Source organism: Paenibacillus sp. CB74 (assembly GCF_055687625.1).
In genome coordinates, this window is the sequence record NZ_CM146009.1 from 38,840 (window position 1) to 51,096 (window position 12,257).

Here is a 12,257-nt window from a genome sequence, read left to right on the forward strand (position 1 = left end):
GTTATATAAGTTCATACGTATGATTTCTGGTGAGCAGATGTAGAACGGGAGGAACGGGAATGGAAGAACAGCAGCAAGCAGGGCAGAAGGAACCGAAGGTAGGAAAAAAAGGATTTAAGGATTTCGTCAAGCTGATCGCTTCCACGAACCCGCCAAAACTGATCCTGATCCTGGCCCTCATCCTGACCTTGATTCAGACGACGGCCGGACTGATTGTGCCACTGATGACCAAAGGTCTGATTGATGGACTAACCACTTCGGCACTGAACAAATCGGTTATTTTATTGTTGCTCGGTGCATTTGTGATTCAGGCGATTGCCTCGGGTATCAGCATTTATATGTTAAATTACGCAGGACAACGTGTGGTCGCCACACTTCGCACGAAGCTGTGGAACAAAGTATTGTCGCTGCGAATGCCATATTTCGATCGCAATCGGACAGGCGATACGATGAGCCGGATTACGAATGATACAAGCCAGATCATGACGTTGATTGCAGATTATCTGGTCTCCTTTGTGTCGAACATCGTTGCCGTTGTAGGTGGGGTGGCGTTACTTTTTTATTTGGATTGGGTGATGTCACTCATTATTCTGAGTCTGGTGCCACTTACGCTGTTGATCCTGTTGCCAGTGGGGAGGAAGATGTACAAAATCTCCAAGAAACAGCAGGATGAGATGGCAGGTCTTACATCCGTACTTAGTCAGGTTATTGGTGAGATTCGCTTGGTCAAAGCCTATGGAACGGAGAAACAGGAATCAGAAGCCGGGGATTCCCGGATTCGTAAAATGTTTGCTTTTGGCTTGCAGGAAGCACGCATCCTTGCGCTGATCGGTCCTTTGTTTACATTTGTCATGACGGCAGTATTGGTCGTTATTCTTGGTGTAGGGGGAATGCGTGTAGCGTCTGGTATGCTGTCACCAGGTGAACTGGTCGCCTTTATATTGCTGTTGTTCCAGGTCATTATGCCAATGGGGCAGTTCACAACACTATACTCCCGTTTGCAAAAAGTTGTAGGTGCGACAGAGCGCATACAAGCTATTCTTGCTGATGAGGAAGAGCCGCATCACAGCACCAAGGTAGCTCCAAAAGGAAATGAGACGATTGCGTTCCATGATGTACACTTTTCCTATGTCACAGGTGAAGAAGTGTTGCACGGAATTAATCTGACGGTACCTACACGTAAAGTGACCGCGATTGTTGGTCCAAGCGGTAGCGGTAAATCAACACTGTTCTCTTTGATGGAGCAGTTTTATATGCCCGATTCAGGCCATATTTCGTATGGGGGACAAGCGATAACGGACTATTCTTTGTCATCCTGGCGCAGCAAGATTGGGTATGTATCTCAGGAAAGTCCCCTTATGGCGGGTACGATCAAAGACAATATCACGTACGGATTGGACCGTGAGGTCACGATGGATGAGATCCGTCGAGCTGCCGAGATGGCTTATTCTGCCGATTTTATCGACAAGTTGCCACAGGGATATGAGACGGAAGTAGGCGAGAGGGGAATTAAGTTATCCGGGGGACAACGTCAGCGGATTGCTATTGCACGGGCGCTGCTACGAAGTCCTGACATTCTCATGTTGGATGAAGCAACGTCCAGTCTGGACAGTACCTCGGAGTATGAAGTACAGCAGGCATTGTCCAATTTGATGGAGGGCAGAACTACAATCGTGATCGCACACCGATTGTCCACCGTGGTGGACTCCGATCAGATTGTTGTACTAGAGCATGGACATGTGACCGGAACAGGAACTCATGCTGAATTAATTGGCACTCATCCGGTATACCGTGAATTAGCACAGAAACAGTTTGTGGCACAGGAAGGAAACGCAGCTACAGTACAAAACGAAGAGTAATTCCCATTATTGCAGGATCTCCGTTATACCTCTGAGGTATTTCAACGGAGATCCTTTTTCTTTTTTTTTGAAATTCCTCATATTTACAGTAGGACCAACATACTCTATATTATAGATACCGACCGTTGGTATGTATAAGGAGGGCATTATGGCCAGAAATAAATACCCTGAGCAGACACTGGACCTGATTCTGGCAGTCTCAACTCAAATGTTTACCGAAAAGGGATATGAAAAGACCAGTATTCAAGACATTATAGATGAATTAGGTATGTCCAAAGGTGCAATATATCATCATTTCAAGTCCAAGGAGGATATCCTTAGTGCAGTGATGGAGAAGGAGCTTGGGCGGGCAGAAGACATGTTTATGGAACTCATCCAGAACACGCATGCTCCGAATGCCAGACAGAAGCTCATCAGTATTTTGGAAAATATTATTGTTGATCCTGGCATTCAGTCTAACTCCATTGATCAGGTTCTAAGCACTCAGATCAAGAATCCACAGTTTGTACTTGGTGGAATCAGGAAGGGTGTTCTAAAAGACGCACGAATTATTGCCAATATCATGGAGCAAGGCAAGAGTGATGGATCGATCTCTGTCGAATATCCGCTGGAATGCGCTGAAATCTTCATGCTACTCGTTAATATCTGGATCAACCCTCTTCTTTTTGGACGGGATGAGGCACAGACATTGGAAAGACTCAAGTTTCTACAGCACATGATGAAGCTTTTGGGAGTGGATATCGTAAGTGAACAGCTTATTCAACGTATTACCAATCGGCATGCCAGCACGGGAGGTTATGTGAATCCGGAGTAAGCACACACACATGCTTGTTTGAAATGGAGATGGGAACGATGTTCAAAAATAGTGAGCTTGCCCTATGCAAGAGCCTAGATATTGATCAATCCATTCATGATATACAGCTAAATTGGTTATCAGGAGATATCAGTATTCTTCCGAGTGTGGATGAACTGATTCACGTCACGCAATATGCGGATGTGTGGTTCTCCAAGCGAAGACTGATGCAAGTTGACATACGTGGAGGAACCTTAAACATCGTAGACGGAAGAAAGATGAGAGGTCTCATCGGGTTAAATATAGGTCGAACAGCATTGAAAATTCATCTACCAGCTCGGGTTTATAAACGTATTTTGCTAAACTCCACAGGAGGACAACTCCGGTTGAATCGACTTCTGGCCACTCGCTGTCAATGTAAGATCACCTCAGGTCGTGTAGAATTGTCAGGGAAGATGGGTGAGCTTGAATTGTACGCAGTGGCATCCACAGTGAGTGGACAACATCTTTGTGCAGATAAATTCAATCTTCAATCCACTTCAGCCAAAATGGACATTTCGGGAGAATTCCGCCACTTGCAATTTACCATTACAGGCAGAAGTTTAAATATGGAATGTCTTAATATGCCGGAGAGCTTGTATTCCGTATCCACGGGGGGACAGGCAGTAGTCTCCATTCCAGATAACGAAGGTTTCCAAATTATACTTAAAGAAAGATCAGGAGCACTTAAAAGTGAATTTGATTTGACTCCCCTTCACGGGGACAGCAATAATCTAATACACAAAAGTGGAAAAAGTGAATTCCAAGTGGATATTCGAGGAGGAGCTTTTCATTTAAAACACAGGAAATAAGAGACTAATCGTGTGTACTGAAAACAATGGGGGCAGATATCATGGCTGGTTGGATCGTAGGAATTAGTTTTTCCACCATCGTATTGCTAATTGGGATTTACGGCGTATTGAACAGCAGGCACAGGCAGACCAGAAACAAGTGGGCCTGGTGGTTTATTTTGTTTGGTTGTTGTGCGCTTGTCAGTGCCATCATTAATTATCAATTCAGATGAGCCTCATATATTACAAAAGTAAGCCTACAAAACGGATGTGGCTTTCAATTGCCCTATGTGATATAGTAAGTATCCTTTTGTATTTCCAGATCTAGGCGATACAGAGCAAAACATATTCTTAGGAGGTAACTGAAACATGTCAGACAGCTTTCAAAGTGCCTATCAAGAAGAAGAGTACAGGTTAGAGCGAACGATGGAGGAAGTGGACAGTCAGTTGCAACGACTGCAAAATATTCCGGTGTATACCGGCCACGACTTCACAGAACAAGTGCTGGAAGCTGGACGCGAAGAGCGCCGCACCGCCTTGTCCAAGAGCGCGCAGCAACCCTATTTCGGACGCTTGGATTTCGAAGAACAGGGCAGTGGTGCACGGAAACCACTGTATATTGGCAAAGTCGGCGTAGACCGCGAAGAGGTGGGAGAGCATCCGCTCGTCATCGACTGGCGTGCTCCTGTCGCCAGCCTGTTTTACTCATTTACGGGAGGCGAAGCCTCCGCTACGTATGAAGCCCCGGAAGGGCTTATTGAAGGTTTGGTCTATCTGAAGCGAAACGTTGTTATTCGGCAGCGGATATTGGAACGTGTGGCGGATACATATAACCGTGACAGCGACCAGCCAGCGGTATCGGATGAATTCCTCGTTTATCGACTGGGAGAGAACAAGGATAACAAGCTCCGTGATATCGTATCTACGATTCAGGCGGAGCAGGATCTGATCATTCGTGCGGCGAGAAACACCGCATTGATCATTCAGGGTGTGGCTGGATCCGGGAAAACAACGGTTGCCCTGCATCGGCTGGCCTTTTTGCTGTATCAGTACAAGGAGCAGGTATCTGCGGAGAAAATGGTTATTTTTGCACCCAACCACATGTTCCTGGATTACATCTCGGATGTGCTCCCGGAACTCGGAGTAGGGGACATCCAGCAGCGGACATTCCCGGATTGGGCGATGAACCTGCTGGGGCTGGAGATGCCTTTGGCGAATACGTCAGATACGCTCAACACCTGGTTCGAAACACCAGATGCACGGCCTGAATTGAATGATGATGTACCTGGACGGTATAAAGGATCGATCCGTTTCATGGAACTTATTCGAGAGTGGCTGTCGGGGATGGAAGCGGACTCCGTACCGGATATGGATTTCAGTCCGTGGGATGGTAAGGTGCTTAGCAAGACGGAGATTGAGAACTGGTTCGGTGAGGAATACAAACATTATCCGCTGGCCAAACGCAAAGAACGGGTCATGGCGCGGGTTCACCGCTGGATTGAGATGGAACTTAAGAAACCAATGCCAGAAGCTGTGCGTAAAGAACGCAAGAAAAAAGCATCTACTCGTGAGAAAGCTTATGCCAAAAAATGGCCTCAATACGAGCCGCTTACGTTATACAAACAGCTGTTCAAAGCTGCAAAAGGTGGCACAGTGCCAACCTCGCTCAGCGGGCTTATTCCAAAATTGGTCATGAAACAAACGGCAGCAGATCTGAAGCAGGATATCGTCCGTGAAGAGGATCTGCCTGCATTGGTATACATTCATACATTGGTTCATGATATTGAGGGTTCGGAGCGGTTCGATCATGTCGTGATCGATGAAGCGCAGGACTTTTCCCCTTTTCATGTGGCGTTATTGGATCAGTTCGTCAAAGGGCATTCCTTCACCATACTGGGTGACTTGTCCCAAGGGATTCATGAGTACCGTGGTGTTCATGCGTGGGATGAGATGAGTTCTCTGTTTCCTGAGGAGCAGAATGCATATTTTGCGTTGACCCGAAGTTATCGTTCAACGATGGAAATTATCGATTACGCCAATACGATTCTGGAACGTGGTGTCAAGAGCGGAATTACGGCGATCCCTGTTTTCCGTAGTGGTGATCCGGTTCGGACATTGGCTTATGGAGGCGAAGGGCGGACGGCAAGTCTGGAGCAGGCTTTGAAGGTGTTAACTGTCAAAGACTACCGAACGGTCTCCATCCTGACCCGTACCCTGCATGAAGCAGAGGAACTTCACCGTGACCTTCAGGCCGCAGGCTGGGATCTGAACCTGATCGATGGTGGCAAAAAGCAGTACACGGGTGGACACTCTGTTTTACCTGTTTATCTGTCCAAAGGGTTGGAGTTTGATGCCGTTATCGTGGCAGACGTAGATCAGAAGCATTATCTGCCGAATGCCGGTGATGCAAAGCTGTTGTACGTGGGGTGTACACGGGCCTTGCACGAATTGTGGCTCTTCCATGATGGTGATTTGCCAGAGTACGCGGCCGCAACACATAATCCGGGCGGCGAGCCCGTAACTATTCAGGGTTGGCCAGAACTTGGGTGAATAAAGTCTGTTAAACATTAAAAGGCATGACGTTCATGGGGAAATGTCCCATAAGCGCATGCCTTTTCTGCATTTGTGCAAGAATTGCTTAAACTTCCGAAAAAGAACGACGGTGGAAGTTCAGGGTTATGTTACCCTATTTCCCATTCTGGACGAGCGACGGTTCACCAGGAATATGCCGACAGCAATGAGTAAACCACCTGCCAATGCAAACCACTGGACATGTTCTCCCAGCAAGATCCAACTCGACAATACACCAAAGAATGGTGCCAGGAACAGATAGGAACTGGTTTGAGCCGGATCACTATGTTGCAGCAAATAAAACCAAAGCGAGAATTGCATGATGGAGCAAACAAGCGTTAACCAGAGCAGTACGATAACCGAGGTGGTATTCACTATAAAGTGAGGATGTTCAGTCCATACGCTCAGTAGAAGAAGCGCAGCACCTCCCGCGAGCATCTGATAGGCTGTTAAGACAAAAGTATCGTAGTCATCGCCCCAGCGTTTGATAAGCAATGTGGACACGGCAAAGGAGATCGCACCACCGAATCCAATCCAGGTGCCAGGACTAAAACTCATCTGCCATCCAAAGGTTAACATAATCCCCATGAAACCGAGCATAACACCGATCCACTGACTGAAGCGGTAGGTCAGTCTATATAAGAGAGCACTGAGGATAATGACCAGCAACGGATTGGTAAATGTAATAATGGCCGATTCGCCAGAGGTAATCCAGTTCATGCTGTAGTAGGCGCAGCCCATCACTCCTGCGGATTGGAACAGGCCAATGAGGATTATTTTCAACCAAGACTGCCACTGGGCAGGTAATGGACGTTTACGTAGATACCAGGCCATCAAGCTGCCTGCCAGTACATAACGTAGACCCATGAGCAGGAAAGGTGGAGCATATAACATACCGATCTTGCCGACTGGAAACGAAGTACCCATGATTAGCGTTGTCAAAATGATCAAAATTGTATACTTCAAGGGTTGGATGGTGCGGATACTTTTTTCATGTCTGGAGTTCATAACGTTTGTCCACTATCTACAGTAATGAGCTGCCCGGTCATGGATTGCTGTTCAAGCGCAGCACAGATCATGTGTGCGATATCCTCAGGCGAGGCGATTTTCTGCAATAATACTTCTCCACCGAGACGATGCATTCGCTCCTCGTTTCCAGCCCACCACCTTGTAGCAACTGCGCCAGGGACGATAGCATTCACCCGAATGTGTGGTGAGAGTGCATGCGCAAGGGATAAGGTCAGGCCGTGAACTGCCGCTTTGGAGACGGCGTAAGGGAGGGATGAGCCAGAACCTGTACTGCCTGCAATGCTGCCCAGATTCACGATGGAACCCCCACCAGCCTGTCTCATGCCTTCCGTCACTGCACGCACGCAATGAAACATGCCTTTCACATTCACATCCACCAGCTCATTCCAGACGTCATCTGTAACAGACTCCAGGTCGTGCAGAGGGATGTGCTGCGTGATTCCGGCGTTATTTACAAGTGCAGTAATGGGGCCATAGGTTTCAGTTATTGTATTGACCATGCGCCGGACATCAAGATTATTGGCAACATTAGCTTGAACGGCGAATGCATGGCCGCCCGTATGCAAAATGTGTTGAACAGTCTCGCTTGCTGCATCTTTGGAGCGCGAATAGTTGACGGCGACCAACGCTCCACGCTTAGCCAGCATTAGACTTACAGCACGGCCTATGCCTGTTCCGCCACCTGTGATCAAAGCAACTCTATTTTTCCAGTATGTCATGCCGAACACTCCTTATCATCATCCAGTCAGAGGACTGGTTAGGGATCTACATGAATTGTAGTCCGGTTTGCACATGAAGTATAATGATTGGTAATGAAGTGGATATCATTTTGAATGATGTCAGAGTGGGGGGACCATGGAGAGCGGGGATCTTAGAATATTTCAGTGTGTTGCACAGGAAGGGAATCTGACCAAAGCTGCTGCTAAGCTGGGGTATGTTCAATCCAACGTAACGGCACGTATCAGGCATCTGGAAGCAGAAGTGGGTACAACGTTGTTCATTCGTCATAACCGGGGCATGACGTTATCTCCAGCCGGAGAGATGCTGCTGACGTATGCGGATAAAATTATTGGTTTGCTGAATGATGCTTCCAAGGCACTACGGGCGACAAGTACACCATCAGGTCCGTTGCGAATAGGGTCTACTCAGACGGCAGCAGCAGTTCGTTTACCTGAGCTTTTTGCAAAATATTATCAACAGTATCCCGAAGTGTCCTTGTCACTGGCTACGGGTAATTCGCAGATGCTTATTGATCAAGTTATTGGGTATGAAATGGAAGGGGCTTTCATTGGTTGTTCCTGTGATCATCCCGATATCGAGTCCATCGATGTATTTGATGAAGAGTTATTTGTGGTCTCGTCGGGTGTGGGGCCCGGAGAAGAGCTTACCCGTAAGCCGATCCTTGTCTACAGCATGGGATGCTCCTACCGACAGATTTTAGAGGAGTGGTTGAACTCAAGTGGGGTAAATCGTCCAGTGATTATGGAGTTTGGAACGCTGGAGGCGATTATTAGTGGAGTGACGTCCGGAATGGGGATTTCTCTGTTACCAGAGATTGTGATTCGGCAGCAAATCGCAAATGGAAATCTTCGCAAACATTCGCTCCCTTCTGGCATAAGTAGAATGATGACTCGTTTTATTACACGCAAGGATGCGTTTGTCAGCAGTGCGCTTGGCGCATTTATAGCTATGTTACCACGGGAGTATGATATGATAGAGAGTGGTAATACATCAGAAGTGTAAATGTACACATGTTAAGGCAATCCGTTAAGGAAGTGATAAGCAATGGATTTATTTTCGTTTCAGCAGGACTCCAAACCACAAGCCAGATTGCTCGCGGACCGCATGCGGCCAGAGCATCTGGATGAATATATTGGACAGGAACATATTATTGGACCGGGGAAATTACTACGGCGCGCGATCGAGGCGGATCAGATTTCGTCCATCTTGTTATATGGCCCTCCGGGATGTGGCAAGACAACCCTGGCACATATTATTTCTCAGCAAACGCAGGGACAGTTCGTTCGCCTGAATGCAGTGGAAGCTTCTGTCAAGGATGTGCGTGAAGTCATCGAACAGGCGCAAACGAACAAACAGCTGTATGGAACCAAAACCATTTTGTTCCTCGATGAGGTGCATCGGTTTAACAGCTCACGTCAGGATGCGTTATTGCCAGCGGTAGAGAAGGGCACGATTATTTTTATCGGCGCGACGACAGAGAATCCCTTTCATTACGTCAATGGGGCCCTAATGAGCCGTTCAACTCTGTTCCAGCTAGAATCGCTGAACAAGGATCATTCCCTTATTGCGATGCGCAGAGCATTGAGTGATGCGGACAAAGGTCTGGGGTTCATGGAATTACAGGCAGACGATGAGGCGCTTGAGCATATTGCCACGATGGCCAATGGGGATATTCGGCGTGCGCTTAACGCACTTGAACTGGCTGCGTTGACGACGCCACCGGAGAAGGATGGCTCCATTCATATTACGCTTGGTGTAGCTGAAGAGTCTATTCGGCGCCCTATTGTGAAGGCCGATGAATCTACCCAGTATGATGTGCTGTCTGCTTTTCACAAGAGTATCCGGGGTTCTAGTGATGCGGCGCTGTTCTGGTTTCTATACGCGGTGGAGAAACTCGGTATGGACCCAATGACCTTCATCCGGCGCCTGATTGCAGCGAGCAGTGAAGACATTGGACTTGCGAACCCGCAAGCCATGACCCAGGCCATTGGAGCACTTGATGCATACCGGAATAACGGCTGGCCCGAAGCCAAGCTGAACATCGCACAAGCGATTCTGTTCGCGGTCGAAAGTCCAAAATCCAATGCGGTATACACCGCCATCTCCAAAGCCATGAACGCCATTGATGAAGTGAAATCGGCAGAAGTTCCGCTGCACTTGCGAGATACGCATTATTCGGGTGCCGTGAAACTTGGACATGAGGGCTATCAATATCCGCACAATTACCCGGGGCATTATGTGAAGCAGGAATATTTACCAAAACAGCTCTCACGTAGAGTATTCTATGAGGCAACGGAACAAGGCAACGAATCGAAGATCAGGCTGAACCAACAGCGGCGCAGGGAATTTTAAGAAGAGACAGATCAATCGGGAGATGCACACAACATGAAAGAGCTTATGTATATAGGAGCGGGTGGATTTCTTGGGACATTAACCCGATATGCTATACAGTTAGCGATACCAACTGTCTACGGGGGGTTCCCTTGGGCAGTGCTGCTAATCAATGCAATGGGAAGTCTTTTTTTAGGATGGTTCTTTACCATCGCTATTCCAGGCAAAATAACACCACAACTTCGACTGGCAATTGGCACAGGTTTTACCGGCGCATTTACGACGTTCTCCACGTTTACATTGGATATTGTTCGTTTATCCGAAGGGGGCGAATGGGTGAATGCCGCCCTTTATATGATCGCAAGTGTGTTAGCAGGGTTAATGCTTTGTGCGTTGGGAATGAGCATCGGACAGCGTATGTTGGGATCGCCAAGACAAGAGGGTGATGCCTCATGATCGTATGGATTGGTTTGGCTGGTGTACTGGGTGCGGTACTGCGTTTCAATCTGGGAAAATGGGTCTCGGGCTTGCTGGGAACGGCTTTTCCATGGGGGACATGGATCATTAACATCAGTGGTTCACTGTTGCTGGGGCTGTTATACGGGTGGCATCAATCTGTAATGATATCAGATGTAATCTGGGTGATCTGGGGAACCGGATTCTGCGGTGCGTTCACCACATTCTCCACTTTTGGCTATGAAACGTTAGGACTTATGGGTCGTCAACGATACGCAAGCGCGGCGCTCTACGTCGTCAGTTCGGTTGGAGTTGGGGTTTTGGCCTCCTTGGCAGGATTCTGGTTGACTGCATAACGAACTATTGTTATTTATTTTGCAAAGAAAAGCAGGAAAAAAGCCATCCTTCATGGTATACATGAAAGACGGCTTTTTTAATAGGGATACACGGTATTGTGTATAATCCGCATTTTATGGACAAGCTCTATTATTGCATTGCGGGTACAGGTACCTTTTGCACCTGATCGATCGTACCCCCACCCAGACAGATTTCTCCGTCGTAGAAAACAACGGCTTGTCCTGGCGTGATGGCTTTTTGCTGCTGATCAAATTGCACGTCCACACTTCCATCTTCCTGCCAGGTCAGTGTAACACCTTGATCCGGCTGACGATAGCGGAATTTGGCAGTACAACGGTATGGAACATTAGGCATGTGCTCTGTACCAGCAATCCAGTTCACACCCGTTGCGGTTAGACCAGTGGAGTACAGGCTTGCATGGGCATCGCCCTGAACAACAAGCAGTTGATTTTTCTCCAGATTCTTGTCTGCAACGAACCAGGGCTCACCATTGCCTGAACCACCAATGCCAAGACCTTGGCGCTGTCCAAGTGTGTAGTACATCAGACCATCATGGCGGCCTCTGACTTCACCGGTCACGATATCAACCATGTCTCCACCTTTGGCAGGCAGATAGTTACTCAGGAACTCTTTGAAATTACGCTCACCGATGAAGCAGACACCTGTGCTGTCTTTTTTCTTGGCAGTATACAAGCCAGCCGCTTCTGCAATTTTGCGTACTTCCGGTTTGGGCAAGTGACCAATCGGGAACATGGCTTTGGACAACTGGTTCTGATTGAGTGCGTTAAGGAAATACGTCTGGTCCTTATTGTTGTCCACACCGCGCAGTAGTTTGAATGTGCCATCTTCTTCAATCAGACGAGCATAGTGTCCTGTAGCTACATAATCTGCGCCGAGATCCAGAGCTTTGTTCAGGAATTCACCAAATTTGATCTCACGATTACACATGACATCCGGATTTGGCGTGCGACCCGACTTATATTCATCAAGGAAATAGGTAAATACTTTATCAAAATATTCTTTCTCGAAGTTGACAGTGTAGTAAGGAATGCCGATCTGTTCGCATACGCGGCGTACATCCTCTGAATCTTCTTCAGCGGTACAGTGGCCGAACTCGTCGGTGTCATCCCAGTTTTTCATGAAAATGCCGATGACATCGTAACCTTGTTCTTTCAGCAGCAACGCGGTAACGGAAGAATCGACACCTCCGGACATGCCAACGACGACCCGTGTATTTTCAATTGTTTTGGACATCGTTATCACCATTTCTATATATAAATGTGTTTCGTT

Annotated in this window: 12 protein-coding genes; 9 read left to right on the top strand and 3 right to left on the bottom strand. The window is 47.6% G+C overall.

Going from position 1 to position 12,257, the window contains the following annotated elements:
• The first annotated feature begins 59 nt into the window (after positions 1–59).
• From ACX9NY_RS00205 to ACX9NY_RS00225, 5 genes are all read left to right on the top strand, one after another.
• Complete coding sequence (locus ACX9NY_RS00205) at positions 60–1,859, top strand: ABC transporter ATP-binding protein (protein ID WP_472476654.1); 1,800 nt, start codon at positions 60–62, stop codon at positions 1,857–1,859.
• 148 nt (positions 1,860–2,007) lie between these two features.
• On the top strand, positions 2,008–2,673 hold the full coding sequence (locus tag ACX9NY_RS00210; protein WP_339236992.1) for a TetR/AcrR family transcriptional regulator: 666 nt from the start codon (positions 2,008–2,010) through the stop codon (positions 2,671–2,673).
• A gap of 38 nt (positions 2,674–2,711) precedes the next feature.
• Positions 2,712–3,503, top strand: a complete 792-nt coding sequence (locus ACX9NY_RS00215; RefSeq protein WP_472476655.1) for a DUF4097 family beta strand repeat-containing protein — start codon at positions 2,712–2,714, stop codon at positions 3,501–3,503.
• Positions 3,504–3,544: 41 nt separating this feature from the next.
• Complete coding sequence (locus ACX9NY_RS00220) at positions 3,545–3,715, top strand: hypothetical protein (RefSeq protein ID WP_339236988.1); 171 nt, start codon at positions 3,545–3,547, stop codon at positions 3,713–3,715.
• Positions 3,716–3,851: 136 nt separating this feature from the next.
• Positions 3,852–6,032 (top strand): HelD family protein, encoded by a 2,181-nt coding sequence (locus ACX9NY_RS00225; RefSeq protein WP_472476656.1) that lies wholly within the window; start codon positions 3,852–3,854, stop codon positions 6,030–6,032.
• Between the two features lie 126 nt (positions 6,033–6,158).
• Here the strand turns inward: ACX9NY_RS00225 and ACX9NY_RS00230 are convergent, their stop codons facing one another.
• Together ACX9NY_RS00230 and ACX9NY_RS00235 are read right to left on the bottom strand one after the other, a co-directional pair.
• On the bottom strand, positions 6,159–7,061 hold the full coding sequence (locus tag ACX9NY_RS00230) for a DMT family transporter (RefSeq protein WP_472476657.1): 903 nt from the start codon (positions 7,059–7,061) through the stop codon (positions 6,159–6,161).
• Positions 7,058–7,801, bottom strand: a complete 744-nt coding sequence (locus tag ACX9NY_RS00235) for an SDR family NAD(P)-dependent oxidoreductase (RefSeq protein WP_472476658.1) — start codon at positions 7,799–7,801, stop codon at positions 7,058–7,060. The genes ACX9NY_RS00230 and ACX9NY_RS00235 overlap by 4 nt, the downstream gene beginning before the upstream one ends.
• 136 nt (positions 7,802–7,937) lie before the next feature.
• Between ACX9NY_RS00235 and ACX9NY_RS00240 the strand changes: the two genes are divergently transcribed.
• The 4 genes from ACX9NY_RS00240 to crcB are packed head-to-tail and all read left to right on the top strand — an operon-like array spanning position 7,938 to position 10,966.
• Positions 7,938–8,825, top strand: coding sequence for a LysR family transcriptional regulator (locus ACX9NY_RS00240; protein WP_472476659.1), 888 nt, complete (start codon positions 7,938–7,940; stop codon positions 8,823–8,825).
• Between the two features lie 42 nt (positions 8,826–8,867).
• Positions 8,868–10,175, top strand: a complete 1,308-nt coding sequence (locus ACX9NY_RS00245; RefSeq protein WP_339236977.1) for a replication-associated recombination protein A — start codon at positions 8,868–8,870, stop codon at positions 10,173–10,175.
• A gap of 33 nt (positions 10,176–10,208) precedes the next feature.
• Entirely contained in the window at positions 10,209–10,610 is a 402-nt protein-coding gene (locus tag ACX9NY_RS00250) for a fluoride efflux transporter FluC (RefSeq protein ID WP_339256985.1), read from the top strand.
• Positions 10,607–10,966, top strand: a complete 360-nt coding sequence (crcB, locus tag ACX9NY_RS00255) for a fluoride efflux transporter CrcB (protein ID WP_472476660.1) — start codon at positions 10,607–10,609, stop codon at positions 10,964–10,966. The genes ACX9NY_RS00250 and crcB overlap by 4 nt, the downstream gene beginning before the upstream one ends.
• A gap of 130 nt (positions 10,967–11,096) precedes the next feature.
• Here the strand turns inward: crcB and mnmA are convergent, their stop codons facing one another.
• Positions 11,097–12,221, bottom strand: coding sequence for a tRNA 2-thiouridine(34) synthase MnmA (gene mnmA, locus ACX9NY_RS00260; protein WP_472476661.1), 1,125 nt, complete (start codon positions 12,219–12,221; stop codon positions 11,097–11,099).
• Between the last annotated feature and the right edge of the window lie 36 nt (positions 12,222–12,257).